The sequence below is a fragment of the Blastococcus sp. SYSU DS0828 genome, from assembly GCF_054050975.1.
This window is the reverse complement of sequence record NZ_JBJHAK010000025.1, coordinates 14,279-40,140: the sequence shown is the minus strand read 5'-3', so window position 1 is coordinate 40,140 and position 25,862 is coordinate 14,279. Positions and strand designations below refer to the sequence as shown.

The 25,862-nt window shown below is 75.1% G+C and carries 29 protein-coding genes and 1 pseudogene; 17 read left to right on the top strand and 13 right to left on the bottom strand.

The window, feature by feature from the left end; genetic code table 11:
• Positions 1-25: 25 nt before the first annotated feature.
• A complete protein-coding gene (locus tag ACI79Q_RS17330; protein ID WP_456615089.1) occupies positions 26-1,264 on the top strand; it encodes a histidine kinase in 1,239 nt (412 codons plus the stop codon).
• The gene (locus tag ACI79Q_RS17325) at positions 1,261-1,908 is read left to right on the top strand and encodes a response regulator (RefSeq protein ID WP_456591098.1); all 648 of its coding nucleotides are present in this window, start codon (positions 1,261-1,263) and stop codon (positions 1,906-1,908) included. The genes ACI79Q_RS17330 and ACI79Q_RS17325 overlap by 4 nt, the downstream gene beginning before the upstream one ends.
• Here ACI79Q_RS17325 and ACI79Q_RS17320 read toward each other — a convergent pair.
• The gene (locus ACI79Q_RS17320) at positions 1,881-2,498 is read right to left on the bottom strand and encodes a TetR/AcrR family transcriptional regulator (protein WP_456600479.1); all 618 of its coding nucleotides are present in this window, start codon (positions 2,496-2,498) and stop codon (positions 1,881-1,883) included. The two genes, ACI79Q_RS17325 and ACI79Q_RS17320, sit on opposite strands and share 28 nt — an antisense overlap.
• Before the next feature lie 130 nt (positions 2,499-2,628).
• On the opposite strand from ACI79Q_RS17320, the gene ACI79Q_RS17315 reads away from it, so the two are divergent.
• Positions 2,629-4,833: an MMPL family transporter gene (locus ACI79Q_RS17315; protein WP_456615088.1), complete on the top strand. Its 2,205-nt coding sequence runs from the start codon at positions 2,629-2,631 to the stop codon at positions 4,831-4,833.
• A 130-nt stretch (positions 4,834-4,963) separates the two neighbouring features.
• Positions 4,964-5,794 (top strand): SDR family oxidoreductase, encoded by an 831-nt coding sequence (locus ACI79Q_RS17310; protein WP_456615087.1) that lies wholly within the window; start codon positions 4,964-4,966, stop codon positions 5,792-5,794.
• A gap of 19 nt (positions 5,795-5,813) precedes the next feature.
• Here ACI79Q_RS17310 and pdxR read toward each other — a convergent pair whose 3' ends face one another.
• Positions 5,814-7,241: a MocR-like pyridoxine biosynthesis transcription factor PdxR gene (gene pdxR / locus ACI79Q_RS17305; protein ID WP_456615086.1), complete on the bottom strand. Its 1,428-nt coding sequence runs from the start codon at positions 7,239-7,241 to the stop codon at positions 5,814-5,816.
• A 57-nt stretch (positions 7,242-7,298) separates the two neighbouring features.
• Here pdxR and ACI79Q_RS17300 point away from each other — a divergent pair, with 57 nt between their 5' ends.
• A complete protein-coding gene (locus tag ACI79Q_RS17300; protein WP_456615085.1) occupies positions 7,299-8,228 on the top strand; it encodes a DMT family transporter in 930 nt (309 codons plus the stop codon).
• Here ACI79Q_RS17300 and ACI79Q_RS17295 read toward each other — a convergent pair.
• Together ACI79Q_RS17295 and ACI79Q_RS17290 are read right to left on the bottom strand one after the other, a co-directional pair.
• Positions 8,209-8,679 carry a GNAT family N-acetyltransferase gene (locus ACI79Q_RS17295; RefSeq protein ID WP_456615084.1) on the bottom strand — a complete coding sequence of 157 codons (471 nt, stop codon included), beginning with the start codon at positions 8,677-8,679 and terminating at the stop codon, positions 8,209-8,211. The genes ACI79Q_RS17300 and ACI79Q_RS17295 overlap by 20 nt on opposite strands.
• Positions 8,680-8,786: 107 nt before the next feature.
• Positions 8,787-9,194: a RidA family protein gene (locus tag ACI79Q_RS17290; protein WP_456591105.1), complete on the bottom strand. Its 408-nt coding sequence runs from the start codon at positions 9,192-9,194 to the stop codon at positions 8,787-8,789.
• A gap of 78 nt (positions 9,195-9,272) precedes the next feature.
• Between ACI79Q_RS17290 and ACI79Q_RS17285 the strand changes: the two genes are divergently transcribed.
• Positions 9,273-9,911 carry a TetR/AcrR family transcriptional regulator gene (locus ACI79Q_RS17285; RefSeq protein ID WP_456591106.1) on the top strand — a complete coding sequence of 213 codons (639 nt, stop codon included), beginning with the start codon at positions 9,273-9,275 and terminating at the stop codon, positions 9,909-9,911.
• An 82-nt stretch (positions 9,912-9,993) separates the two neighbouring features.
• Here ACI79Q_RS17285 and ACI79Q_RS17280 read toward each other — a convergent pair whose 3' ends face one another.
• On the bottom strand, positions 9,994-10,761 hold the full coding sequence (locus ACI79Q_RS17280) for a hypothetical protein (protein ID WP_456615083.1): 768 nt from the start codon (positions 10,759-10,761) through the stop codon (positions 9,994-9,996).
• Positions 10,762-10,793: 32 nt separating this feature from the next.
• Positions 10,794-11,669, bottom strand: a complete 876-nt coding sequence (locus ACI79Q_RS17275; RefSeq protein WP_456591108.1) for an ABC transporter ATP-binding protein — start codon at positions 11,667-11,669, stop codon at positions 10,794-10,796.
• Between the two features lie 177 nt (positions 11,670-11,846).
• Between ACI79Q_RS17275 and ACI79Q_RS17270 the strand changes: the two genes are divergently transcribed.
• The 4 genes from ACI79Q_RS17270 to ACI79Q_RS17255 are packed head-to-tail and all read left to right on the top strand — an operon-like array spanning position 11,847 to position 14,843.
• Positions 11,847-12,989 (top strand): sensor histidine kinase, encoded by a 1,143-nt coding sequence (locus ACI79Q_RS17270; RefSeq protein ID WP_456600659.1) that lies wholly within the window; start codon positions 11,847-11,849, stop codon positions 12,987-12,989.
• Complete coding sequence (locus tag ACI79Q_RS17265; protein ID WP_456591110.1) at positions 12,986-13,687, top strand: response regulator transcription factor; 702 nt, start codon at positions 12,986-12,988, stop codon at positions 13,685-13,687. The genes ACI79Q_RS17270 and ACI79Q_RS17265 overlap by 4 nt, the downstream gene beginning before the upstream one ends.
• Before the next feature lie 50 nt (positions 13,688-13,737).
• Complete coding sequence (locus tag ACI79Q_RS17260) at positions 13,738-14,172, top strand: MarR family winged helix-turn-helix transcriptional regulator (RefSeq protein ID WP_456591111.1); 435 nt, start codon at positions 13,738-13,740, stop codon at positions 14,170-14,172.
• Complete coding sequence (locus ACI79Q_RS17255; protein WP_456591112.1) at positions 14,169-14,843, top strand: hypothetical protein; 675 nt, start codon at positions 14,169-14,171, stop codon at positions 14,841-14,843. Before ACI79Q_RS17260 ends, ACI79Q_RS17255 begins: the two co-directional genes overlap by 4 nt.
• Positions 14,844-14,862: 19 nt before the next feature.
• On the opposite strand, the gene ACI79Q_RS17250 is transcribed toward ACI79Q_RS17255, so the two are convergent.
• Positions 14,863-15,609 carry a thioesterase family protein gene (locus ACI79Q_RS17250; RefSeq protein ID WP_456591113.1) on the bottom strand — a complete coding sequence of 249 codons (747 nt, stop codon included), beginning with the start codon at positions 15,607-15,609 and terminating at the stop codon, positions 14,863-14,865.
• Between the two features lie 89 nt (positions 15,610-15,698).
• Between ACI79Q_RS17250 and ACI79Q_RS17245 the strand changes: the two genes are divergently transcribed.
• Entirely contained in the window at positions 15,699-16,169 is a 471-nt protein-coding gene (locus ACI79Q_RS17245) for a winged helix-turn-helix transcriptional regulator (RefSeq protein ID WP_456591114.1), read from the top strand.
• A gap of 10 nt (positions 16,170-16,179) precedes the next feature.
• Positions 16,180-16,635, top strand: coding sequence for a hypothetical protein (locus tag ACI79Q_RS17240; RefSeq protein ID WP_456591115.1), 456 nt, complete (start codon positions 16,180-16,182; stop codon positions 16,633-16,635).
• Positions 16,636-16,680: 45 nt separating this feature from the next.
• Here ACI79Q_RS17240 and ACI79Q_RS17235 read toward each other — a convergent pair.
• A pseudogene (locus ACI79Q_RS17235) lies at positions 16,681-17,244 on the bottom strand (peroxiredoxin family protein); the annotation flags it as partial.
• Positions 17,245-17,587: 343 nt separating this feature from the next.
• On the opposite strand from ACI79Q_RS17235, the gene ACI79Q_RS17230 reads away from it, so the two are divergent.
• Positions 17,588-18,256 (top strand): maleylpyruvate isomerase family mycothiol-dependent enzyme, encoded by a 669-nt coding sequence (locus ACI79Q_RS17230; protein WP_456591116.1) that lies wholly within the window; start codon positions 17,588-17,590, stop codon positions 18,254-18,256.
• 84 nt (positions 18,257-18,340) lie between these two features.
• Here ACI79Q_RS17230 and ACI79Q_RS17225 read toward each other — a convergent pair whose 3' ends face one another.
• Both ACI79Q_RS17225 and ACI79Q_RS17220 read right to left on the bottom strand, forming a co-directional pair.
• Positions 18,341-18,895, bottom strand: a complete 555-nt coding sequence (locus ACI79Q_RS17225) for a hypothetical protein (protein WP_456615082.1) — start codon at positions 18,893-18,895, stop codon at positions 18,341-18,343.
• Complete coding sequence (locus ACI79Q_RS17220) at positions 18,895-20,028, bottom strand: serine hydrolase domain-containing protein (protein WP_456591118.1); 1,134 nt, start codon at positions 20,026-20,028, stop codon at positions 18,895-18,897. Before ACI79Q_RS17220 ends, ACI79Q_RS17225 begins: the two co-directional genes overlap by 1 nt.
• Before the next feature lie 186 nt (positions 20,029-20,214).
• Between ACI79Q_RS17220 and ACI79Q_RS17215 the strand changes: the two genes are divergently transcribed.
• The 3 genes from ACI79Q_RS17215 (at position 20,215) to ACI79Q_RS17205 (ending at position 21,571) form a co-directional block, all read left to right on the top strand.
• Complete coding sequence (locus ACI79Q_RS17215) at positions 20,215-20,856, top strand: NAD(P)-dependent oxidoreductase (RefSeq protein WP_456615081.1); 642 nt, start codon at positions 20,215-20,217, stop codon at positions 20,854-20,856.
• Between the two features lie 34 nt (positions 20,857-20,890).
• Positions 20,891-21,022, top strand: a complete 132-nt coding sequence (locus ACI79Q_RS17210; protein ID WP_456615080.1) for a hypothetical protein — start codon at positions 20,891-20,893, stop codon at positions 21,020-21,022.
• A 72-nt stretch (positions 21,023-21,094) separates the two neighbouring features.
• The gene (locus ACI79Q_RS17205) at positions 21,095-21,571 is read left to right on the top strand and encodes a hypothetical protein (RefSeq protein WP_456600655.1); all 477 of its coding nucleotides are present in this window, start codon (positions 21,095-21,097) and stop codon (positions 21,569-21,571) included.
• Between the two features lie 44 nt (positions 21,572-21,615).
• Here ACI79Q_RS17205 and ACI79Q_RS17200 read toward each other — a convergent pair whose 3' ends face one another.
• Both ACI79Q_RS17200 and ACI79Q_RS17195 read right to left on the bottom strand, forming a co-directional pair.
• Positions 21,616-22,236 (bottom strand): dihydrofolate reductase family protein, encoded by a 621-nt coding sequence (locus ACI79Q_RS17200; RefSeq protein WP_456615079.1) that lies wholly within the window; start codon positions 22,234-22,236, stop codon positions 21,616-21,618.
• Positions 22,237-22,305: 69 nt separating this feature from the next.
• Complete coding sequence (locus ACI79Q_RS17195; RefSeq protein ID WP_456600654.1) at positions 22,306-23,214, bottom strand: GGDEF domain-containing protein; 909 nt, start codon at positions 23,212-23,214, stop codon at positions 22,306-22,308.
• A 163-nt stretch (positions 23,215-23,377) separates the two neighbouring features.
• Between ACI79Q_RS17195 and ACI79Q_RS17190 the strand changes: the two genes are divergently transcribed.
• Positions 23,378-24,586, top strand: a complete 1,209-nt coding sequence (locus ACI79Q_RS17190; protein WP_456591123.1) for a globin domain-containing protein — start codon at positions 23,378-23,380, stop codon at positions 24,584-24,586.
• Positions 24,587-24,624: 38 nt separating this feature from the next.
• Here ACI79Q_RS17190 and ACI79Q_RS17185 read toward each other — a convergent pair whose 3' ends face one another.
• Positions 24,625-25,707: an alkene reductase gene (locus ACI79Q_RS17185; protein ID WP_456615078.1), complete on the bottom strand. Its 1,083-nt coding sequence runs from the start codon at positions 25,705-25,707 to the stop codon at positions 24,625-24,627.
• Between the last annotated feature and the right edge of the window lie 155 nt (positions 25,708-25,862).

The following is a 25,862-nucleotide window of genomic DNA, read 5'->3' as shown; positions in this document are numbered from 1 at the left end:
GGCGATCCGCTGCGAGGATGCACCGGTGCAGCGAGGGACGACGGCCGCCGCCATCCGTCGCTCGCTGCACCGGTGGATCTACCTCCTGCTGGGTGGCGCGATCGGCCTGGCCGTCGGCGTCGTCTTCGCCTGGCCGGTCTCCCTGCTCTCGACCGCCGGGGTGCCCGTCCTCCTCCTCGTCCCGCTGGCCGGGCTGGTCCTCGCCGCACCCGTCGCCGCGATCGGCACCCTGGCCGAGGTCCGCTCCATCGAGGGCGCGGCCGTCGCCGGGCTGCTCACCGGACGTCCGCAGGAACGCCCGGGCCCCGCCACCACCCGGGCCCAGCGTGGACGCAGCGCCGTCCTGCTGGTGGCCCACGTCGCCGCCGGCTCGCTGGCCGGAGCCCTGCTGGTGATCGGCCTGCCGACCGCCGCCGTCGTCGCCGCGGCCCCCGACGGGCTGGGCGAGTCGATCCTCCCGGGCGTCTCGCCGCCCGAGGCGGTGCCTGCCCGGGTGGCCGTGGCCGCGGGGATCGCGGTGGTCTGCCTCGTCGGCGGGGAGCTGCTGGGACGCGCCATCGCGGCCCTCGCCCCGCGGCTGCTCGCCGATCCGGCCGCCGAGCGGCTCGCCGCGGCGGAAGCGTCGGTGTCACTGCTCGCCGGCCGCGACCGGCTGGCCCGCGAGCTGCACGACAGCGTCGGGCACGCACTCAGCCTGGCCAGCGTGCAGGCAGGGGCCGCGCGCCGGCTGCTCGCCCGCGACCCGGCAGCCGCCGAGCAGGCGATCCGCGCCACCGAGGACGCCGCCCGCCGGGCCATGGTCGACCTCGACCACGTGCTCGGGCTGCTCCGCGAGGACGAGGGCACCCCGGAGGACGTCGCCCCGGCGCCCGACCTCCGGGACCTCGAGCCGCTGGTCGCCGACGCCCGGGCAGCGGGCGTGCAGGTGTCGGTCGACGTCGCGGGAGACGTGAACGGGCTGCCCGCGGTCGTCTCCCGGGAGGCCTACCGGATCGTGCAGGAGGGCCTCACCAACGTGCTGCGTCACGCGCCTGGCGCAGCGGGCCGGCTCGAGGTGCGCGCCGGAGGCGGTGAGTTGCGGCTGCGCCTGACCAACACCGCCCACGGCACCGTGCCCGCGGAGGCCCGCGGCGGCCGGGGGCTGGTCGGTGTGGAGGAGCGCGTCCGGGACCTGCGCGGCTCGATGCGCGCCGGCGCCGGGGACGACGGCTGCTGGCGGCTCGAGGTGCACCTGCCCGTGCACGCGCGCGGAGGGCATCGATGAGCCTGCGGGTGGCACTGGTCGACGACGAGCCGCTGATCCGCCGCGGGCTGGCCGCGGTCGTCGGCAGCGAGCCGGACATGGAGGTCGTCGGGGAGGCGGGGGACGGCGCCGAGGTGCTCGACCTGGTCGGGCGCACCTCCCCCGACGTCGTCCTCATGGACGTGCGGATGCCGCGGATGGACGGCATCGCGGCCACGCGGGCGCTCGTGCGCGCGGGCTCGGCGGCCCGGGTTCTCGTGCTCACGACGTTCACCAACGACGACCACGTCTTCGAGGCGCTCGCGGCCGGCGCCGACGGGTTCCTGCTCAAGCGGTCCACGCCCGAGGAGATGCTGCACGGCATCCGCACGGTGGCCCGCGGCGAGTCCCTGCTCTTCCCCGAAGCCGTCCGGGAGCTGGCCCGCCGGCGAATCCGGTCGTCGGGCACCACGGACGATCCCGGCTTGGCCCGCCTCACCGCGCGCGAGCAGGAGGTGCTGCGGCTGATGGCCGCCGGCCTGAGCAACGCCGAGATGGCCGCCCAGTTGGTCGTCGGTGTCGAGACCGTGCGCAGCCACGTCGCCGCCGTCCTGGCCAAGACCGGGACCCGGGATCGCACGCAGGCCGTCGTCCTCGCCTATCGCTCCGGGTTCATGGCTGTGTGAGAGCCCGCGGCGCCCCGGCGGCGGGCGGCCTTCCGGTAGCCGGCGAGCAGGTGGGCGCCGAGCTCGGTGAGCTCCTCGCGCAGCCACTCCTCCGGCACGTCCGGCGGCGCGGCCAGCAGCGCCCCGGCCAGCGCCTGCAGGGTCGCCGCGCCCCACACGGTCCCCAGCGCGTCGCCGTCCCCACCGAGCAGCCCCGCCTCGACCTGCCCGCGCAGCTTCGTGCCCTTCTCCACCAGGCCCGGTCGGCTCATGGCCGTGGCGTCTCGGGTCAGGTACGCCGCCACCCGGCGGTGCCGCAGCAGGTAGTCGACGTAGCCGGCGACCTCCACACCCCGCCCGCGCCCGGACCGCGCGCCCGACTCGGCCAGCACGAGCAGCTCGTCGAACGCCGGCTCCACCAGCGCCAGCAGGATCTCGTCCTTGGTGTGGAAGTGGTAGTAGACGGCGGCCTTCGTGACGCCCAGCCGGTCGGCGATGTCCTGGAGCGAGGTTCCCTCGAACCCGTGCTCGCTGAACAGGTCGAGCGCGGCGTCCAGCACCCGCTGCGCGCCGGCCGACCGGCCGCTGCCTGCGGTTCCCGCGCTCGTCACCGGCACAGCGTAGACACCGCCCTACGTGACACGACTCATCCCTCACCTAGCCGATCGGCTAGTAGCATGCTTGCCGATCGGCTAGGCGCCAGCGAGCCGACGACGCACCCTCGACCCCCGGAGCGCACACGTGGCCGTCCTCCTCCACCGTCTCGGACGCTGGGCCTTCCACCGCCGCAAGACCGTCCTCGTCGCCTGGGTGCTCGCCCTCCTCCTCCTGGGTGGCCTGGCCGGCGCCTTCAGCCGCGACGCCGACGCCCAGCTCTCCATCCCCGGCGTCGAGTCGGTCACCGCGATGGAGACGCTGCAGGAGCGCTTCCCCGGCGGCGGCGCCGGCGGGGCCACCGCCCGCATGGTCTTCGCCGCCCCCGAGGGCAGCGCGGTCACCGACCCCGAGCTCACCGCCGCCATCCAGCAGGCGGTCGCCGAGGCCGCCGAGGCCGAGCAGGTCGCCACGGCCACCGACCCGTTCCAGACCCAGGCCGTCTCCCCCGACGGCTCGGTCGCCTACGCCACGGTGACCTACGGCGTGCAGGTCGACGAGATCACCGACGACGCCCGCGCCGAACTGATCGACGTCGCCGAGAGCGCCGAGGACGCCGGCCTGCGGGTCGAGCTCGGCGGCGAGGCCACCCAGGCCATCCCCGCCCAGGGCGCCGCCGAGGCGATCGGCGTTCTCGTCGCGATGGTCGTCCTCACGGTCACCTTCGGGTCGCTGCTGGCCGCCGGGCTGCCGCTGCTCACCGCGCTGATCGGCGTCGGCGTCGGGATGTCGGGCGTGCTGGCCCTCTCGGCGGTCGTCGACCTCACCAGCACCACCCCCACCCTCGGCCTGATGATCGGCCTGGCCGTCGGCATCGACTACGCGCTGTTCATCACCATCCGGCACAAGGAGCAGCTGGCCACCGGGATGCCGGCCCGGGAGTCCGCCGGGCGGGCGGTCGGCACCGCGGGCAGCGCGGTCGTCTTCGCCGGTCTGACGGTGATGATCGCCCTCGCCGGGCTCACCGTCGTCGGCATCCCCTTCCTCACCACCATGGGCCTGGTCGCCGCCGGCATGGTCGGCATCGCCGTCCTCGTCGCCCTGACGCTGGTCCCCGCCCTGCTCGGCTTCGCCGGCGACCGGTTCAACCGATGGGCGGTGCCGGGGCTGCGCCGCCGCCAGGCCGCGCTCGCCACCAAGGAGTCGGCCGGCACCCGCTGGGCCCGCACGGTCACCCGCTACCCGATCGCCGTCCTGCTGGCCGCCGTCGTGGGGCTCGGCGTCGTCGCCCTGCCGGCGCTCGACCTGCGCCTGGGGCTGCCCTCGGAGGGCGACCTGGGTGAGGAGACCACGCAGCGGCAGGCCTACGACCTGCTCGCCGAGGGCTTCGGCCCGGGCTTCAACGGCCCGCTCACCGTGGTCATCGACGCCACGGACGCCGACGACCCCCAGGCCGCGTTCGCCGAGACCGCGGCCGCCGTCGGCCAGCTGGACGGGGTGGCCGCCGTCGTCCCGCCGGTGCCCAACCAGGCCGGGGACACCGCGATCCTCACCGTCATCCCGGCCGAGGGGCCGACCGCGGCCGGCACCGAGGACCTCGTCGGCGACATCCGCGACCTGCGCCCCGACCTGGTCGAGAGCACCGGCTCGGAGCTGGCGGTCACCGGCAACACCGCCCTGGGCATCGACATCTCCGAGAAGCTCGCCGACGCGCTGCCGGTGTTCCTCGCCGTCGTCGTCGGGCTGGCGTTCCTGCTGCTGATGCTCGCCTTCCGCTCGATCCTGGTCCCGATCAAGGCGACGCTGGGCTTCCTGCTCAGCCTCGCCGCCACCTTCGGCGCGCTGGTCGCGGTCTTCCAGTGGGGCTGGCTGGCCGACCTGCTGGGCGTCGAGCAGACCGGGCCGGTGCTGAGCTTCCTGCCGATCCTGCTCATCGGCCTGCTGTTCGGCCTCGCCATGGACTACGAGGTGTTCCTGGTCAGCCGGATGCGCGAGGAGCACGTGCACGGCACCGAGCCGCGCGAGGCGGTGATCGGCGGCTTCCGCCACGGCGCCCGCGTGGTGACGGCGGCCGCGCTGATCATGGGCTCGGTGTTCGGCGGCTTCATCCTCGGCCACGACGCCACCATCAAGAGCATCGGCTTCGCGCTGGCGTTCGGTGTGCTGGTCGACGCCTTCGTCGTCCGGATGGCGCTCGTGCCGGCCGTGATGACGCTGCTGGGCAAGGCGGCCTGGTGGCTGCCGCGCTGGCTGGACCGGGCGCTGCCCGACGTCGACATCGAGGGCGCGGCGCTCGAGCGGCGGGAGCCCGCGGCCCGTTCCGACGACGAGCTGGTGGCCGCCCGACGCTGAGCACCCGCACGCCGAGGGCCGTCTCCCCGACCGGGGAGGCGGCCCTCGGCTCGTTCCCGCGGGAACGAGCGGAACAGGACGGGGAGCACCGGCGCTGACGACGGCGGACGCCCGACGAAGGAGACCCCGCATGCCCAGGACCTGGTTCATCACCGGCGCATCCCGCGGCTTCGGCCGCGAGTGGTCGATCGCCGCCCTCGAACGCGGCGACTCGGTTGCCGCCACCGCCCGCGACACGGCCGGCCTCGACGACCTGGTGCAGCAGTTCGGCGACCAGATCCTGCCGATCCGGCTGGACGTGGACGACCGCGACGCCGCCTTCACCGCCGTGCGGCAGGCCCACGACCACTTCGGCGGGCTGGACGTCGTCGTCAACAACGCCGGCTACGGCCAGTTCGGCATGATCGAGGAGATCAGCGAGGCCGAGGCCCGCGCCCAGTTCGACACCAACGTCTTCGGCGCGCTGTTCGTCACCCAGGCCGCGCTGCCCTACCTGCGCGCGCAGGGCTCGGGCCACATCCTGCAGGTCAGCAGCATCGGCGGGATCAGCGCGTTCCCCAACATCGGCATCTACAACGCCTCCAAGTGGGCGCTGGAGGGATTCAGCCAGTCGCTGGCCGCGGAGGTCGCCGACTTCGGCATCAAGGTGACGATCATCGAGCCCGGCGCCTACTCCACCGACTGGGGCGGCGCCTCGGCGAAGCACGCCCCCCCGAACCCCGCCTACGACGCCTTCCGCGAGAAGGCCGCGGAGCAGCGCAGGGCCCGCGCCGGCAACCCGGGCGACCCGCTGGCCACCCGCGAGGCGGTGCTGCAGCTCGTCGACATGGAGAACCCGCCGCTGCGGATCTTCTTCGGCGACGGCCCGCTGGCGATCGCCACCCGCGACTACGAGTCCCGGCTCGCCGAGTGGCGCACCTGGGAGCCGCTCTCCAAGGCGGCCCACGGCCGCAAACCCTGACCACCGGCAGGGCCCGTCCTCACCCGGGCGGGCCCTGCCGCAGGGCGGCGGCCATCCGCTCGACGGCGACGTGCAGGCGGTCGGGGGACGTGGCGGCGTAGCCGAGCACCAGCCCGGGGTCGCCCGGGGTCAGCCGGTGCCACGACAGCGGGTGGACGACGACGCCGGCGTCCCGCGCCGCCCCGGCCAGCGCGACGTCGTCGGCGTCCAGCCCCGGGAACGTGACCAGCAGGTGCAGCCCCGCCGCGATCCCCGCCACCCGGGCCCCCGGCAGGAACCGGCTCAGCGCCCCGAGGAGCGCGTCCCGTCGGGCCTGCTGCCGGGTCCGCACCAGCCGCAGGTGCCGGTCGTACGCCCCCGACCCCAGCAGCTCCGCGAGCACGAGCTGCGGCAGCGCCGGGCTGCCCAGGTCGCTGGCGTGCTTCGCCGCCACCAGGTCGGCATCCAGGTGCGACGGCGCGACCAGCCAGCCCAGCCGCATGCCCGGCGCCAGCGTCTTCGACGTGCTCCCGGTGTGCGCCACGTGCTCCGGCGCCGACGGCTGCAGCGCCGGCACCGGCGCCCGGTCGTAGCGGTGCTCGGCGTCGTAGTCGTCCTCGATCACCAGCCCGCCGTCGCGCGCCCACGCCAGCAGCTCCCGCCGCCGGTCCGGCGAGAGCACCACGCCCGTGGGGTACTGGTGCGCCGGCGTCACCATCACCGCCGGCACGGACGGCAGGGCGGAGACCACGAGGCCGTCGTCGTCCACCGGCACCCCGACCGGCCGGAGCCCCCAGTGCGCGAGCTCCTCCCGCGCGCCCCGCGACCCCGGGTCCTCCACCCCGATCGAGCCCGCCCCGCGAGAGCGCAGCGTCTGCGCCAGCAGCGCCAGCGCCTGCGCCACCCCGGCGACGACCAGGATCCGGTCCGGGTCGGTGCGCAGGCCGCGCGTGCGCCCCAGCCACCCGGCCAGCTCGCGCCGCAGCCGCGCGCTGCCCCGCGGATCGCCGTAGCCGAGGTCGGCCGCCGTCGCGTCGCGCAGCACCGCCCGCTCGGCCCGCAGCCACGCCGCCCGCGGGAACGCCGCGAGGTCGGGCACCCCCGGCGAGAGGTCGATCTCGCCCTCGGCGGCGGGGCGGTTGGTCGGCTGCGGCAGCCGGGCCGGGTCCGGGGGCGGCGGTGGCACGGGGGACGACGGCGACACGGGGGACGCCGACGGCAGCACCACGGTGCCCCGCCCGGTCCGCCCCTCGACCAGCCCCTCGTCGACCAGCCGCTGGTAGGCCTCGACCACCACCCCGCGGGCGATCCGCAGGTCGGCGGCGAGCGTCCGCGTCGGCGGCAGCCGGTCACCCGCCGCCAGCCGGCCGTCCAGCACCGCGGCTCGCACCGCGGACGTCAGCCAGTCGGTCACCCCGCGCGCCGGCGCACCCGCCGGGTCCAGGTGGAGGAAGTCCGTCCCCGGCATTGGTCCACTCCGCTCTGCAGTCATTGGCCCTACTGGATGGGCCAACGCGGTCCGAGCATGGCAGCCATGGCCGCGATCGTCGATGCACCCCCCGTCCGGCAGCCCGCCGCGCCCGCCGTCCTCGCCGGAACGGTGGCGATGGGCTTCGTCGGCAGCAGCGTCGCCATCTCCGCCGTCCTCACCGAGGCGCCGCTGTTCACCGCGCAGTCGCTGCGCTACGCCCTCGCCTGCCTGCTGCTGGTCGGCTTCGCCCGCTCGGCCGGGCGGCGGATCGTCCAGCCGCAGGGTGCCGAGTGGGCCTGGCTGCTCGGGATCGTCGTCACCGGGATGGTGCTGTTCAACGTGGCGCTTGTGCGGGGCTCGGCGCACGCCGAGCCGGCCGTCCTCGGCGTGGCCGTCGCCTCCGTGCCGGTGCTGCTCGCCGTCGTCGGCCCGCTGCTGGAGGGCCGCCGGCCGCGCGGCCGGGTGCTCGGTGCCGCCGCCATCGTCACGGTGGGCGCCGGACTGGTGCAGGGACTCGGCCGCAGCGACGCCGAGGGGCTGGCCTGGGCGGTCGTCGTCCTGGTCTGCGAGGCCGGGTTCACGCTGCTCGCCGTGCCGTTGCTCGCCCGGCACGGGGCGTGGGGCGTCTCGGTGCACACCACCTGGCTCGCGGCCGCCGTCTTCGGCCTTCTCGGCCTGGTCACCGAGGGGCCGGCCGCAGCGCTCCGCCTGACCGGCACGCAGCTGGCCGCCGTCGGCTACCTGGCCGTGGGGATGACCGCCGTCGCCTTCGTGCTCTGGTACTCCGCCGTCGGCCGGCTCGGCAGCGCGCGGGCCGGGCTGCTCACCGGCGTCGCCCCGGTCGCCGCCGCCGGGGTCGGCGTCGCCATGGGCGACCCGGCGCCGGGGCCGGTCGTGTGGCTGGGCATCACCGTGGTCACCGCCGGACTGGCCCTGGGGCTGACCGGGCACGCCCGACCACCCGTCAGCGGCGGCGCTCCATGATGTGGCCGGTCGCGGTGAACGCCTCGTTGCCGACCAGCGCGCCGGTCTTCGTCTCCACCAGCGTGAAGCCCTCCCGCTCGTAGAGCCGCCGCGCCGGGTTGCCGTCCAGCACCGTCACCTCAACGCGCTCGATCCCGAGACCGTCGGCATGCGCCAGGAGGTGCCGGACCAGCGCCCGGCCGATCCCGCGGTTCTGGACGTCGGGATGCACGTACAGCCACGTGAGCTCGTCGTCGGCGAAGGCGACGAACCCGACGACGGCGTCGTCCACGACGGCCACCCAGACCTGGTCGTCGAACAGCCCCTCGTCCTCCGCGGTGGCCGCCAGGTCCTTGAACGCCTCCACGCCCACGGTCGCGGCCAGCTCCTGCCACCGCGCCGCGTCGTGCGCCGCCGCGATCGCCGCCCAGTCCTCGCGGCGGTAGTTCCGGATCGTCACCTGGGTGGCCATGGCAGGAACCCTGGTGATCATCCGGCGCGCCTGTCCAGCGAATTGGCGTCCGCCGGGGCGGCGTTCCCCGCGGGAACGCCGGGCGCCCGGCGTGAAGCGGCCCGACCTCAGTCCAGGACCGCGGTGGCCTCCATCTCGACCAGGAAGTCGGGATCGAAGAGGACCGAGACCCCGATCATCGAGGCCGGCGCGGCCGAGGCGACGCCCAGCGTCGCCGCCGCCCGGGACAGGCCTTCCATGAAGGCGGGCATCTTCTCCAGGCTCCAGTCGACGACGTAGACGGTCAGCCTGGCGACGTCGGCGAAGGTCCCCCCGGCCGCGGCCAGGGCGGTGCCGACGTTGAGGAACGCCTGCTCGACCTGGGCCGCGAAGTCGCCCACGCCGACCTTCTCGCCCGTGGCGTCGACGGCGACCTGGCCGGCGACGAACACCAGCCGCGAGCCGGTCGCGACCGCGACCTGGTGGTAGACGTCGGGCGTCGGCAGCCCGCTCGGGTTCAGCAGGGTGATGGCCATGCTCACTCCTCGCTCGTGGCGCCCGGAGCATCCGGGCCGGTCGAAACATAGCAGCGTTATGCCATGTACGGTCCCCCTGTGGCTCGCCCGAAGGACCCGGCGGTCCGCATCCAGCTGATCGAACGGGCCGCCGTCATGCTGCGGTCCCGCGAACCGATCACCCTGCGCTCCCTGGTGGCCGGGACCGGCGTGTCGACGATGGCCGTCTACACCCACTTCGGCGGCATGGAGGGCCTGTGGCAGGCGCTCCGCCAGGAGGGCTTCACCCGGCTGGACGCCCGCCTGGCGACGGTGCCGACGTCGGCCGACCCGGTGCGCGACCTGACCGCCCTGGCGGCGGCCTACCTGGACCACGCCCTCACCCACCCCGACCTGTACCGCGTGATGTTCGACGCGAGCGTCGACCTGGAGGACCTCCCGGCGGCCGACGCCACCCTCGAGCACCTGGTCCGGGCCGCCCACCGGGGCCGGGACGCCGGCCGCTTCCGCGCCGATGTCGACCCCCTCGAGCTGGCCGTCCAGAGCTGGACCATCGGCCATGGGCTGGTCTCGCTGGTCGCCACCGGCCCGCTGCCGCGCGAGGCCCTCGACCACGGGCGCTTCCTGCTCGGCGCGCTGTTCACCGCCAGCGGGGACGAGCCCGCGCGCTGTCGCGCCTCGATCCAGCAGGGCTGGCACCGGCCGGCCCCGGACGACGAGCAGCCGCGCCCCGCCTGACGCGGGCAGCACCGAACGCGCCGGCCCCGCCCCGACAACCGGTCGGGGCGGGGCCGGCGCACCAGGGACCCGGCAGCATCCGTCAGCCGACGGGACGCCGCCGAGTGAGCAGGTGGCCGACCACCGAGGTGACGACCACCCAGCCGACCAGCACCAGGACGGGCCGCACCTCCGGCGACCCCGTGGCCAGCGACATGGTGGCGCTGGTGGGGTCCAGCCACTCGGCCACGTCGGCGCTCCACAGCCGCACGATCGGCAGCGCCCCGAGCACCAGCAGGTACACCCCGGTCAGCGCGGCCGCGCTGTTGCCGACGGCAGCACCCAGGCCGGCGCCGGTCACCGCGAACACCGCGCCGGCCCCGATCACGGCGAGCACGGCCCGCCCGGCGCCGTCCCACGACGCCGTCTCGGGAACGATGCCCAGCAGCACGAGCACTGACAGGGCCGCACCCACCGCGGCCAGCACCACCCCGAGCAACGCCAGCGCACCCGTCTTGGCGGCCAGCACCCGGCCGCGGTGCGGCACGAGCAGGAATGTCGTCTCCGCGGTCCGATGGGTCCACTCTCCCGCGGTCGACAGCACCCCCAGCGCGAGCAGCAGCATGCCGGTCATCACGCCGACCGCGCCGAGCGGCCCGTCGACGAACGGGAACTCCTCCCCCGCCGCGATGCCCATGAGGGCCATCGCGGCCGGGCCGACCAAGGCCGCGGCGACGGCGAGCGCCTTGCCGGACCGGGTGGACAGGGACTTGCGGATCTCCAGCGCCGTCAGCGCCGGCAGTGACGGAGCGGTCCGGCGCACGGAGCGGCGGACGGCGGCGTGCGGGTCGAGGGTCAGGACGTCGGTCATCTCGGGTTCCTCCGAAGGGTGCGGTCGGGCGATCAGGAAGCGTGGGTGAGCTGGAAGAACAGGGCCTCGAGGTCGCGCTGGACCGGTCGCAGGTCGGTCAGCACGTGGCCACCGGAAGCGGCGACCGCCCCGACGTCCGCGACATCGGCGCCGGTCACCACCAGTGCCCCGCCGTCCCCGGGTTCCACGTGGAACCCGGCCGCCGTCAAGGCGGTCGCGAAGGCCGCGGCGTCCCGGGCCCGGACGACGACGCCCTCCCCGGCGAGCAGGGTGGCGACCGGACCGTCGGCGACGATCCGCCCGCGGTCGATCACCAGCAGCCGGTCGACGGTGTGCTCGACCTCGCCCAGCAGGTGCGAGGAGAGCAGCACGGTGCCGCCCCGGGCGGCGTGCCCGCGCAGCAGGTCGCGCATCCACCGGATGCCCTCCGGGTCCAGCCCGTTGGCCGGCTCGTCGAACACGAGCACCGGCGGATCGGCCAGCAGCGCGCCGGCGATGCCGAGCCGCTGCCGCATGCCGAGGGAGTAGCCGCCGATCCGCCGCCCGGCCGCGTGGCCCAGCCCGACCAGGCCCAGCACCTCGTCCACCCGCGAGCCCGGCACCCCGATCACCGCGGCCAGCAGCCGCAGGTGGGTCGCCCCGGTGCGTCCCGGGTGCACGGCCGAGGCGTCGAGCAGGGTGCCCATGACGGCGCCCGGGTTGGCCAGGTCGGCGTAGGGGTGACCGTCCACGGTCGCCGTTCCGGCGGTCGCCGGCACGAGGCCGGTCAGCATCCGCATCGTGGTGGTCTTGCCGGCGCCGTTCGGGCCGAGGAAGCCGGTCACCGAGCCGGGCTCCAGGGTGAAGGAGACGTCGTCGACGACGGTCTGGTCGCCGTACCTCTTGGTCAAGCCGCTGACCGCGATCATGGGAACCTCCGGGTTGTGGGGACGGCACCAACCTGCCGAGAAGGCCCTGGTCAGCGCGTCGGCCGCAGGCCTCGACCTCGGACGACGGACGATGCGACCTCGTCATCCGAAAGTTGACGCCGGCGATCCACTCCCGGGCGACCCACCGGCCGGTCCAGCCGAAATACGCTCTGCCGCATGAGGCTGCGGGAGCGACTGTGGCCCGGCCTGAGCCGCAGCGGCGTCGCCCTCGAGTTCACGCTGGCCCTGCTGTCCCTGGTCTCGGTCGCCCTCGCGACGGGCGACGACACCGGTGTGCTACCGCCCCCGGTGCTGTTCCCGGCCGGCGTCGCGCTCGCCGTGCTCCTGCTCCTGCGCCGCCGGCGGGCCCCGCTGCTGGTCTTCCTGACCAGTGCGCTGGTGACGGCGCTGGCGCCCGCGGTCGCCACCGCGCTGTCGGTCTCCGCCTACGCGGTCGGCCGCTACGAAGGCCGCCTGCAGCGCCGGCTCGTGGCCGCCCTCGTCGGGACGATCGCCGTGGTGCGGCCCTGGACGGGGGAGCCCCTCGTGGAGCTCGCCGTGATGCTCGCCGTCGCCGCGCTCGTCCTGCTGCTCCCCGGCGTGATCGGCGCCTGGGTGCGCGCCCGCGAGGAACTGCTGCTCGTCCTCCGCGACCGGGCCGAGAAGGCGGAGACCGAGCGGGAGCTGCTGGCGCGCGACGCCGTCCTCACCGAGCGGACACGCATCGCCCGCGAGATGCACGACGCCGTCGGCCACCGGGTGAGCCTCATGGTGCTGCAGGCGGGCGCCATCGAGATGGCCGCCCGCGATCCCGAGCGCGTGGAGCAGCTGGCCGACCAGGTGCAGACCGCCGGCCGGCGGGCCCTGGAGGAGCTGCGCCAGATGGTCGGGGTGCTCCGGGCCGAGGAGGTCGACGAGGCCGCGCCGCTCGGCCCGCAACCGGGTCTGGAGGACCTGCCCCGCCTGATCGCCCAGGCCACCGAGGCGGGCATGGCCGTGGAGCTCGCCGGCCCGCCCGAGGTCACGGAGGCCATCGACCCCGCCGTCGGCCGGGCCGCTTACCGGATCGTGCAGGAGGCGCTCACCAACGCCGGCAAGCACGCGCCCGGGTCGCACGTGCGAGTGGCCGTCGAGCGGCCGGACGGACAGCTCGTCGTGCGCGTGGTCAACGGATCGCCGGCGCGACCCGCCGGGGACGTTCCCGGTGGCGGATACGGCCTGGTGGGGTTGGCTGAGCGGGTGCGCACCCTCGGCGGCGGGTTGACGGCCGGACCCCGGCTGGACGGCGGCTTCGCGATCGAGGCGGTGCTGCCGGCATGAGTGAACAGGGGCGGGAGCTGGCCGGGAACGAGATCAGCCGTCCGGTCCGAGTGCTGCTGGTGGACGACGAGGAGCTGGTGCGCTTCGGGCTGCGGACGGTGCTGGAGTCGGCCGGCGGGTTCGAGGTGGTCGGCGAGGCAGCGGACGGCGCGGCGGGCGTCCGGGCGGCCCGCGAGCTGCGGCCCGACGTCGTCCTGACCGACATCCGCATGCCCGTGCTGGACGGGCTGGAGGCGACCAAGCGGATCCTGGCACTGTCGGATCCGCCACAGGTCGCCGTCCTCACGACCTTCCACCTCGACGAGTACGTGTACGCGGCGCTCGCGGCCGGCGCCGCCGGCTTCCTGCTCAAGGACACTCCGCCGCGGCAGATCGCCGCCGCGGTGCGTGCCGTCGCCGACGGCACCGCGACCCTCTCCCCCAAGGTGACCGCCGCACTCATCGACTCCTACGTCGACCGCCGCGCCGCGCCGCGCCGGGCCGAGGCGCTCAACCGGGTCGGGACGCTCTCCGACCGCGAGCGGGAGGTGCTCGCGCTACTGGGCACCGGCGAGCCCAACGCCGAGCTGGCCCGTCGGCTGTTCGTCAGCGAGGCGACGGTGAAGACCTACGTCTCGCGGCTGCTCACCAAGCTGGACCTGACCAACCGCACCCAGGCCGCGATCCTCGCCCACGAGGCCGGCCTGCTGGAGGACTGAGACTGTGCAGTGAGGTAATCGTGTAGTAGCTTCACAACATGTCCCCGGACGTGCGAGTCTTCGATCGCCTGCTCGAGATCGCGCTGCTCGTGCAGGACGACATGGCGCGCGAGCTGGAACCGGCCGGGCTCACCCCGGCCCGCACCCACCTCCTCTGGGAGGTGCACAGCCGCGGCCCGTCCAGCCAGCGCGCGCTGGCGACGGCGCTCGGCGTCACCCCGCGGAACATCACCGGCCTGGTCGACGCACTGGAGGAGCGCGGGTACGTCCGCCGCGAGCCCCACCCCACCGACCGGCGGATCACGCTGGTGACCCTCACCGAGCTGGGCGCCCGGGCAACCGGGCAGATGGACGCCGACCACCGCCGGATCGCTGCGCACCTGGTGGCCGGCTTCGACGCCGACCGGCTGGAGCGGTTCCGCACCGACCTGGACACCATCGCCGCCCGGCTGCACGAGCTGATGAACCCGGGAGCCCGGTCGTGACCGCCCCCGAACGGCGCACGGGCCGGCAGCGCCTCCGGTACCTGGGGACGCGCGCGGTCCAGCTGGAGGTCGGGGTCTGGCAGAGCCTCTCCCGGTTCGCGCTGCGCCGCCCCCGGGTGCCGGCCGGGGCGACCGCCTTTCCCTACCACCGGGTGGTGCTGCCGGTGATCATCACGTTCATCGTGGTGTCCGCGATCGAGCTGGTCGCCGTCGACGTCCTCACCCAGCGCTGGCCGCTGGTCCGCTACCCCCTGCTCGCGCTCGGCATCTGGGGCCTGGTGTGGATGTTCGGCTACCTCGCGGGGCTGGTCACCCGGCCGCACGCCGTGGGCCCGGAGGGCATCACCGTCCGGTTCTCGACCGACGTCGACCTCCAGGTGCCGTGGGACGTGATCGGCTCCGTGGCCCGGCGGTCGCGGACGCGGCCGGAGAAGGCGCCGCGGTTCGCCCGGGGTGACGACGGCGCGGCCACCCTCCAGCTGTGGATGCACGACCAGACGAACGTCGACATCGTGCTCGACCGGCCCGTCGTCGTCCGCCTGCCGGAGCTCACCGGCGAGGTGCGCACCGTCCGGCTGTTCGCCGACGACCCGGTGGCGTTCCTGGCCGAGGTGCGCCGGCAGCGCCCCTCCGTCGCCGGGCCCCCGGGGCGGGCTCCGCGGACCGCCTGAGCGGTTCCGGCCGGGCGGCTCAGGGACCGAGGAGCCGCCGGGTCTGCCGACCGCGGGCGACGAGCGAACCGTCCTCGGCCCGCAGCTCCACGTCGTCGACGGCTGCGTCGTCGTCGCACCAGACCGTGCGCTGGTCGACCCGCACCCACGCCCCGGGCGCCGGCGCCGGACCCGCCAGGTGCGCGGTCAGCTCGACCGTGGGCATCGCCGCCGGCACGGTGCGGACGGCGAACAGCGACGGCGGCAGCGCGTCGAGGAGCACGCCCAGCTGCACCAGCGGCTCCAGCTCCCCGCCCCGGATGCGCACCCAGGCGTGCAGCCGGGGCTCGGTGCCGCCGGCCAGCGGTCGCGACGCGTCCAGCGCCCGGATCTCGGTGTGCTCGGCGACCGGCACGTACTCGCGCGGCAGCTCGAACGGAACGCCGTCGACGACCAGCGGCAGCTCCACCGGCGGCCAGTGCTCGACGCCCGGGGACGCCGGTCGCGCGAGGGTGAGCACCTGCGCCACCGCCCGCAGGGCGCCGTCCTGCGCCAGCTCGCTGCGCACGCTCCCGGTGCGGCCGAGCCGGTCGGCCGTCGCCGCGACCACCGCCTCGACGTCGGCGGCGACCCCGCCGAGCAGGTGCGCGGTCACCGCGCGGGGCGGCGCCCCGGCGAGCTCGGCGGCGGCGGCGAGCAGGTGGCCGACGACCAGGCCGCCCTGCGTGTGGGTGAACGACCGCCAGCTGGGGTCGAAGACGAGCCGGCGGCCGGTGGCGAGGGTCATGGGGTCCTCTCGGCGGAACTGTGGTTCGACTTCCGAACCGACTGGGCCGGAACGCTACACCAGTTGGTTCGGTATGCGAACCTGGTGCCATGACGACGCGACTGGACGAGCTCCCGGGCCGGCGTTGCTCCATCGCGGGCGCACTCGACGTCGTCGGTGACCGATGGGCACTGCTCGTCGTGCGCGAGGTGTCGCTGGGTGCGCACCGGTTCAGCGAGATCCTGCGCGGCACCGGCGCGCCGAGGGAACGGCTGGCCGCCCGGCTGACCGCCCTGGTGGACGCCGGGGTGCTGGAGCGGCGGGAGTACAGCCGGAACCCGCCGCGCTCGGACTACCACCTGACCCGAGCGGGCCGCGACCTGCTGCCGGTGCTGCAGGCGCTCATGCAGTGGGGCGACCGCCACGTCGCCGACGCGCCCCCGGCCGAGCTGCGCCACCACGGGCACCGCATCACCGCCTCGTGGGTGTGCGACGTCTGCGGCGAGCCGGTGGGCGCCGGGACCGAGCGCCACGTCCCCGACGGCTCCGAGCCCGGGCACGGGCCGCTACCGGCCCCGTAGCCTCCGCCCCGTGGACGAGACGACGACGCACCGGCGGCCGCACCGGCTCCGCGAGGTGGCCGCCACCCGCCGCGGCTACGTCCTCGCCTGGTGGGGGTTCACCGCGACGTTCGTGCTGCTGCGCCTGCTCACCTGGCTCATCCACATCGACGTCGACATCGCCGGCCTCGGTGACGTCGAGGTTGGCGGGGTCCACCTGCACCACTACGTCTGGGGCATCCTGCTGCTGGCGCTGATCGGGTTCCTGGGCCTGGGCGACCGCAGCCCGAAGGTGCGCAGCGCGATGGGGCTGGGCTACGGCATCGGGCTGGCCCTGGTCGTCGACGAGGCGGCGCTGCTGATCCAGCTCGAGGACGTCTACTGGGACACCTTCGGCTGGGTCAGCGTCGGGATCGCCGTCGCCCTCATCGGCCTCGCGGGCAGCGTGCTGGCGCTCACCCGGTCCCCGCGCCAGCCCGGCACCTGAGCACCCGGTCGGCCGACCGCCCCCGGGGCCGGCCCGCCGGCGAGGTCAGCGGCCGTCCGGCGGGTGCTCCGCGCGCCACTCGTCGAAGGCGGCCAGGAACGACTCGGCCATCCGCTGCTCGGTCACGAGCTGCTCGCGGTCCCGCTCGTCGACCATCCGCTCGCTCAGCGCCATCGTGTTGAACCGGATCGCGCGGAAGTACGGGATGAACGACGAGGGCTTGAACGCCCGCTTCGACGGCTGCGGCTCCACGCCCTCCGGCGCCCACTCCACCACGGGCACCGGGTCGAGCCCGAGCTCCTCGACCGCGGCGAGCACGGGCTCGTCGTCGGTCCGGTCGGTGAAGTCCCGGGACAGCTCGTGGAACACCCCCCGCCCGTCCGGCGCCACCGCGACGACGACCGGCCGGAAGATCGAGGCGTCCTCGTCCCACGCGCCGAGCGGCTTGGCCAGGCGCTCGCCGCCCGGGTCGCTGACCCAGCGGAACGGCAGGTGCCAGGTGCGGTTCATCGCCAGCTGCACCTCCGGCGGATCGACGGAGGCGAGCACCACCTCGGCGCCGGCGTCGGCGAGGCGGGACAGGGACCGGGCCAGGCGGACCGCCTGGGCGCAGCAGTAGGGCTACCAGTCGCCCCGCAGGCCGACGAGCACGAGGGCGGCGCGCTCGTCGGCGCGCAGGGCCAGGAGGTCGGTGGCGTCCATGCACCGAGGCTACGGAGGCCCGGCGCCGCCCGCAGGGTCGCGCCGCGGCCGGGGGCCGGCTCCAGCGGCCCGCCGGTGCGCCACCCCGTGCTGCGGCGCTGGAGCCGGCGGCGGCGGATCGACGCGCTGTGTGCGGTCTCCCGGCGCGGGACCGACGCCCTCCTCGACGTCCCCACCGGCTGACCGCTCAGTTCCCGGTGCTCCCCCGGTCTGCCCTGCGCCTGCGCAGACGCCGACCACGAGGAGAACCATGCCGAAGCGCCCCCGGGTGGCGATGCTCGCCGCCGTCGCCGCCGAGCGGCTCGACCTGTGCGACGACCTCGAGACCCTCGACGAGCGCGATTGGGCCACCCCCTCGCTCTGCCGGGGCTGGACGGTGCACCACGTCCTCGCCCACCTGACGCTCGCCCACCGCCAGACGCTGCGCGCCACGCTGGCCCACGCGGTGCTCGCCCGCGGCGACTTCGACCGCACGGAGCTGATGTGGGCGCACGAGATCTCGGCTGAGCACCCCCCGGCCGAGCTGATCGCCCTGCTCAGGGCCACCGCCGCCGTCGACCACCGGGTGCCGTTGAGCTCGCCCCTCGACCCGCTCACCGACGTCCTCGTGCACGGCCAGGACATCGCCCGCCCGCTCGGGCTGCGCCGGGCGATGCGCCCCGACCGGGTCGTCCCCGCCCTCGACCACGTGTGGCGCAGCGGGTTCTACGGCCGCCCCGAGCGAAGGTTCGCCGGGCTGCGGTTCGTGGCGACCGACGTCGACTGGGCCGCCGGCGCGGGCTGCCGGGAGGTGCACGGCCCCGTGGGCGATCTGCTGCTCCTGGCGACCGGCCGGCCGGCCGCGCTGGACGCGCTCAGCGGCCCGGGTCTGGCCGAGGCCGCCGAGCGGGTGCTCGATGGCGAGCGCACCGCCGCCTGACCGGTTCGGCCGGATGTGCGCGCACCGATCCCTCCGGGCGGCGGAGACGACGGTTCGTGCACACATCGGGCCGCGGGGGCGCGCTCAGGGCAGCCGGCCGGTCGCCGCCAGCTCGACCGCGGTCAGCACCTCCCACCGGACCGCGGTGCTGCCCGGCCGGATCAGCCGCCAGTAGCGGGCGAAGCGGCGCCGGGTCACGGCGTCGGTCGACGACACCCGGGTCTCCGAGCTGAGCTCCGTGCCGCTGCCCCGGGGCGTCAGCCGGAAGTCGATCGCCGCCTTGACCCAGCCGCGCTGCCTGAAGCGGCGGAACTCCTCCGCGTCGAGCACCGGCCCGTCGTCGCCGCCGTCCAGCCGCCAGGGCTGCAGCGCACCACCGAACACCACCGACCGCGGCTCGTCCGATGCCAGCAGGGGCACGGGCAGCGCGTCGAGGAAGGGCCGGTCGTGCAGCTGCCCGACGCCGCGCCCGGCCAGCACCACCGGCAGGAACCGCGCGGCGCTCAGCACCAGCGTCACCGGCAGCCCGGAGAGCCGGACGGCGTGCAGCGCGTCCCAGACGGCGGCCGGCTCCGCGGCGATCCAGCGCGCCTGCCGGGTGACGTGCTCCGGCCGCGGCAGGACGTCGTCGAGCTCCATCAGCCCAGTGCGTCGTAGACGGCCCGCACGTAGGCCTCGCTGCGGGGCGAGCCGATCAGGCCGCTGCCCATCTTGTTCATCATGTAGGTGATCGTCAGCCGCCGGTCGAGGTCCATCACCGCCAGCGAGCCGCCCCAGCCGCCCCAGAAGCAGGTCCGGCCCGCCGGCACGTACGGCACGGTCGGCGAGCCCAGGCAGAAGCCCGTCCCCCACCGGAACGGCGCGCCGAGCACCAGGTCCACGCCGTCGGCCTGCACCTCGAACACCTTGTCCACCGTCTCGGGGGACAGCAGCCGCACTCCGCCGGCCTCGCCGCCCAGCGAGAGGATCCGCAGCACCCGCAGAACGCCGCGGGCGTTGGAGTGCCCGTTGAGCGCGCCGAGGTCCGCGGCCCGCCACTGCGGGGAGTTGGCCGCCTTGGCCGACGCCGTCGGGCCGGTGAAGGTCTTCACCGCGACCGACTCGGGGTCGAGGGTGCGCGGATCGACGTCCGGGGGCGGCGGGGGCACCACCGGCGCGATGCGGGTCACCTCCGACTCCCGCGCGCCGATCTGGAAGTCCGCGCCCAGCGGGTCGGCGATGGTGTCGGCCACGAACTTCTTGAACGTCGTGTTCGTGATCCGCCGGATCACCTCGCCGACCAGGTGCCCCTGGTTGTTGGCGTGGTAGCCCGCCGCCGTCCCGGGCTCCCACCACGGCCGCTGCTGCGCCAGCCGCTCGGTGGCCGAGGGCCAGTCGTACATGTCGCGGATCGAGAAGGGCTGCTCCCAGCCGGAGACGCCGGAGGTGTGCGACAGCAGCTGCCGCACCCGCACGTCCTTCTTCCCCTTCGCGCAGAACTCCGGCCAGTAGTCGCCCACCGGAGCGTCGAGGTCCAGCTCGCCGCGGTCGGCGAGGATCAGCGCGGCCAGCGCGACCACGCACTTCGTCGTCGACCAGACGTTGACGATCGTGTGCTCCGACCACGGCAGGGTGCGGGCCTCGTCGCGGTAGCCGCCCCACAGGTCGACGACGGTGTCACCGTCCAGGTCGACGGCGACCGAGGCGCCGAGCTCCTCGCCGTCCAGCTGCTGCGCCAGCGCCTCGCGCACTCCCGCGAACCGCTCGTCGCACCTGCCGTGGACCTCGGCCATGAACCCTCCTCGTCGTGGGCGACGCCGTCGTCGCGACCGGAACGGATCATGGACACACTTCCTCGCCCGGCCCTCGTCCGCCACCCCGCCGGCCACGCCCGGGACGCCTGGCGCCTGTTGGTGGAATGCTCAACTACATCCTCTGGTTGCCGGGTCCGACGGATCGACCAGCACGGAGGAGACGACATGGCACGGATCGGTGTGTTCGGTGGCACGGGCTACGCGGGTGGGCACCTGGTGGCCGAGGCCGCGGGGCGGGGCCACGCAGTGACGTCCTACAGCCGCAGCCTCCCCGACCAGAGGGTGGACGGCGCGACCTACGTGCAGGGCTCGCTGCTGGACGCGGCCACCCGCCGCGCGGCGTTGGAGAGCACCGACGTCGTCGTGGTCGCCGTCGCCCCCCGCGGGGACATGGCCGGCGCTGTTCGCGGTGGCGTGGCCGCGCTCGCCGCCGAGGCCGAGCAGGCCGGCGTCCGCCTGGGCGTGATCGGCGGTGCCGGCTCGCTGCAGGTGACCGAGGGCGGACCGCGCCTGTTCGACACCCCCGGGTTCCCCGCCGAGTACCGCCCGGAGAGCCTCGAGATGGCCGCGGTCCTCGACGACCTGGTGGCGACCGACGGGCTGGACTGGTTCTACGTGTGCCCGCCCGCGGCGTTCGGGGCCTTCGCCCCCGGCGAGCCCCGGGGCACCTACCGCGTGGGCGGCGACGTGCTGCTCACCGACGACCAGGGCGAGTCGTTCATCGGCGGCGCCGACTTCGCGCGTGCCCTGGTCGACGAGATCGACCGGCCGGCCCACCGGCGGGCGCGGTTCACCGTCGCCTACTGACCCGCGGCTGCCGGCGGGCGACGTCCCAGCGGCGATGCAGAGCTCCGGCTTCGCCACCCGGCACGGGCTGCTGAAGGCGCTCAGCCGGGAGGGGGGCGCGCCGCTGGACGCGTTGCTCGCCGCCCCGGAGGCCGGGATCGCGCGCCTCCCCGGCGCCGCGGCCTGAGTCCACAGGTGCCGGCGACGGGCCCCCGCGGCCGCCGCGCTCCGGCATGATCACCCGCCAGGAGGTGCGGACGTGTTCAGGTGGTCGGCGCGACGGCGGGACGAGGAGCCGGAGATCCCCGGCATGGTGTCGGACGGGCGGCGGCGGCGCACCCGCGAGCGGTCACGAGCGGTCGCCGGCCCCGAGCCTGCAGCGGTGCGGGAACCCTTGCTCATCGCCGCCCACGAGGACCACTGGCTCCTCGACATCGTCGACGGCGAGTTCGTCGACGACGCGGGCACCGACTGGGGGCAGCTGGACGGCCGCGCCTGCTCCGACCAGCTGCTGCGGTGGTTCGACGCCGGGCTGCTCGAGCTGCGCGACGACAGCGCGACGCCGGCAGGGGACCCGGAGCGACGGCGCATCAGCGATCTGCCGCTGCTGCCGCCCGACGCCGCGCGGGAGCTGCTGAGCCGGCCTGACGTGTGGCTCGAGGAGGGCCCCGGCGCGTACACCACCCTGGCCCCCACCGAGCTCGGCCGCAGCACACCCGCCGGCTCCTGGCCCTGAGCCGGCCCGGCGGGGGGTTCCACGTGGAACCCCCCGCCGTCCGCTCACTCCGGCAGCGTCAGGTCCCCGGTCGCCAGTCCGCCCACCCGCCGGTAGGCGGCCATCACGGCGCCGGTCGTCGTCACCGTCGACGACACCAGCCGCCAGGTGCGCGGCGCGGCACCACCCGGGAACAGCCGCTTGCCCTCACCGACCACGACCGGGAACGTGATCAGCCGGAGCTCGTCCACGAGGTCCTCCTGCAACAGCGTGTGCACCAGCCCCGCCGAGCCGTGCACCTGCAGCTCACCGCCGTCCCGGTTCGTGAGATCCCGCACGGCCGACGGCACATCGCCGTCGAGCAACCGCGCGGTGTCCCAGTCCAGCGAGGTCGAGGTCCGCGACGCCACGTGCTTGGTCTTCGTGTTGAGCGCCGTGCCGACCGGGTCGCCTTCCGTGGTCACCTTCGGCCAGTGCGCGGCGAAGATCTCGTAGGTGCCACGGCCCAGGAGGAAGTCCTCGGCCGGGGCGAACCACGCCTCCATCTGGGCGCCCATGTCCTCGTCGAAGAACGGCACGAGCCAGCCACCGTGGCGGAAGCCCCCCGACGGGTCCTCGCCCAGCCCTCCGGGTGCCTGCATGACCCCGTCGAGGGTCAGGAACGTGGTGACGACGAGCGGGCGCATGGGGTGCTCCTTGCGTGAGTGGGTTCGCGGGTTGGACACCCGCCGCCCGCGGAACTCATCGCCGCCGGCTCACCACTGCCGCGGCGCCCGCCGCCGCTGGGAGCTCTTCGCGCCGTACATGGCGCGGTCGGCGCGGGCGACGACGTCGTCGGCCGGCTCCCCCGGGCGCCCGATCGCCGCCCCGACGCTCACCCCGATCCGCAGCGGCCCGTCCGGGCCGGGAAAGGGCGCACCCAGCCGGATGACCACGCGACGTGCCAGGTCGGCCAGCGTCGCCTCGTTGCCGGCCGGGCACACGATCACGAACTCGTCGCCACCGAAGCGCGCCACCAGGTGCTCGGCGCCGGCCACCTCGACCAGCCGCGTCGCCGCCTCGACGAGCAAGCGGTCGCCCACGCCGTGCCCGTACTCGTCGTTGACCGTCTTGAAGTCGTCGAGGTCACAGAAGAGCAGCCCGCACCCGCCCGTCTGCAGCCGCAGGCCCAGCACGTCGAACAGCGCCCCGCGGTTGGCCACGCCGGTGAGCAGGTCGGTGCGGGTCTGCTCGTGCAGCCGCGCCTCCCGGGCCCGCTCCTCGGTGACGTCGAGCCCGACGCAGGCGATCGCGTAGGGCTGCCCCTCATCGTCCAGGAGGACGGTGTTGCGCATGGTCACCCGCCGCAGTCCGCCCCGGGCGTCGATCCAGTCGGCCTCCTGCGGGTAGGCCTTCCCGCTGGCCATCGCCCGCCGCACGGCCTCCTCGGCGTGCGGCACGTCGTCGGGGATGACCCACACGTCCCAGAACCGGCGCCCCAACAGGTCCTCACCCGTGCGGCCGGTGAAGCGCTGCAGCGCGGGGTTGGAGAGCAGGATGCGGCCCTCGCCGTCGACGATGCACAGCAGCGCGTCGACCGCCTGCACGAACGCGTGCGCCAACCGGGTCTCCGACGCAGCCGGGCTCGCACCGACCAGCGGAGCCGAGCCCTCCTGCGCCGACATCCGTACGCGCTCCTGCCACTCATCGGACGAGCTGGTTCCGCGCCCGGGGCGGTGACCATACGGCGCGAGGGACCCCTCCGGTCCCGTTCCTGACCTGCCCCGACACCCCGTGTTGCCTAACGTGGGCCGCGCAACCGCAGAATCCAGGGGGAAGGAAGTCCGCATGCTGTCCGACAGGTCCGCACCCGTCGTCCAGGCCACGCTGCCGGCCGTCGCGGAGAACATCCAGGAGATCGCGCGCCGGTTCTACGCGCACTTGTTCGGAGAGCACCCGGAGCTGTTCGACGGCACGTTCAACCGCGGCAACCAGGCCGAGGGCACCCAGCAGGTCGCGCTGGCCGGCTCCGTCGCGGTGTTCGCCAGCGCGCTGGTGAACCACCCCGACCGGCTCCCCGAGCACCTGATGAGCCGGATCGCGCACAAGCACACCTCGCTGGGGATCAAGCCCGAGCAGTACCAGGTGGTCCACGACCACCTCTTCTGGGCCATCGCCGACGTCCTGGGCGACGCCGTCACGCCCGAGGTGGCCGCCGCCTGGGACGAGGTCTACTGGCTGATGGCCAACGCGCTGATCAACCAGGAGCGCGGCCTCTACAGCGCCCGCGGGGTGCGGCCCGAGACCGTCTGGCGGCAGTGGGAGGTCGCGGAGAAGGCCCGCGAGACCGACGACGTCGTCACCTTCCGGGTCCGGCGGGTCGACGACCGGCTGGTGAAGAGCTCCCTGCCGGGCCAGTACGTGACGGTGCGGCCGATCATGCCCGACGGCGTCCGCCAGCCCCGGCAGTACAGCCTGACCCGCGCCGACGACGGCGAGCACCGCCAGTTCTCCGTCAAGCGGGTGCACGGCGGCGGCAAGCCCGACGGCGAGGTCTCCAACCTGCTGCACGACTCGATCGGCGTGGGCGACCGGCTGGAGCTGTCGGTGCCGTTCGGCGACGTCGTCCTCGACGACTCCGGGCGGCCGGTGGTCTTCGTCAGCGCCGGCATCGGCATCACCCCGATGGCCGGGATGCTCTCGCACCTCGCCCACGCCGGCTCCGGCCTCGACGTCCGGCTGTGGCACGCCGACGTGGACGAGGCCTCCTGGGCGCTGCGGCAGCAGGTGCTCGGCGACGTGGCGACGCTGCCCAACGCCTCGGCTCACGTCTGGTTCGAGCGGGGCGCCGAGTGCTCGCTGCCGGTCGACGGCGTGCACGCCGGGCAGATGGACCTGTCGCAGGTCGACCTGCCGTGGGGCGCCGTCTACTACCTGTGCGGACCGCTGCCGTTCATGCAGGCCGTGCGGAGCACGCTCCTCGACCGCGGCATCCCGGCGCAGGACATCCAGTACGAGGTGTTCGGCCCCGACCTGTGGCAGGCCGACCTGGACTGAGGGGCGCGGGCCGGGCGGCGCGCCGCCCAGCCCGGTGCTCAGCGCCCCGCGGCGGCCAGCGTCGGGTAGTCGGTGTACCCCTCCGGCCCGGAGGTGTAGAAAGTGCGCGGGTCGGCCTGGTTCTCCGGGTGCTCACCGGCCCAGCGCTCGACCAGGTCGGGGTTGGCGAGCACCGGCCGGCCGACGGCGACGGCCTCGGCGTGCGCCTCCTCGATCAGCCGCACGGCCTCCGCGCGGGTGGTCACCGTGCCGAAGCCGCTGTTGGCGATCAGCGGCCCACCGAAACGGCGGCGCAGCTCCTGCACGAGGTCACCGGCGGGCTCGACGTGCAGCACGCTGAGGTAGGCGAGGCCCAGCGGGCGCAGTCCGTCGACCAGCGCGCCGTAGGTGGCGAGCACGTCGGCGCGGTCGGTCTCCAGGGCGTCCTGGATGTTGTGCTCGGGGGAGATGCGCAGGCCGACCCGCCCCGCGCCGACCTCCTCGGCGACCGCGGCGGCGACCTCGTGCACGAAGCGGGCACGCTTCTCGGGGCTGCCACCGTAGGCGTCCTCGCGCCGGTTGGACGCCGGCGACAGGAACTCGTGCAGCAGGTAGCCGTTGGCCGCGTGCAGCTCCACGCCGTCCAGGCCGGCGTCGACGGCGCGGCGCGAGGCGGCGACGAAGTCGGCGATCGTGGCGCGCACCTCCTCGGTGGTGAGCGCGTGCGGCACCGGGAAGGGCTTCTTGACCCCGCCACCGACGTGCACCTCGCCCTCGATGGCGATCGCGCTGGGGGCGACGACGCGGGTGCCGGTCAGCTCCGGGTGGGAGACCCGGCCGCCGTGCATGACCTGCAGGACGATGCGGCCGCCGCGGGCGTGGACGGCGTCGGCGACGCGCCGCCAGCCCTCGGCCTGCTCGTCGGTGACGATGCCCGGCTGCCCGGCGAACGCGCGCGACTCGTCGTTGGGGAAGGTCCCCTCGGTGATGATCAGGCCCACGCCGGCGCGCTGCTCGTAGTGCTCGACGACGACGTCGCGGGGAATCGCGGCGCGGCCGGAGCGCATCCGGGTGAGCGGTGCCATGACGACGCGGTTGGCCAGCTCGAGGTCGCCGAGCCGCACGGGGGAGAACAGGTCCATGACCGGCGCAACCGCCGGCGGTGACCAACCGATTCCGGGGCGTGCGTCACTTCGCCGCCGCGGTGCTGGGGCTTCGCCGCCCTCGCTGTGTGGCCGCCGTCCTCGTGGTGCACCGCGAGGACGGCGGCCGCACGGCGAGGACGAGTGGGGGAGCT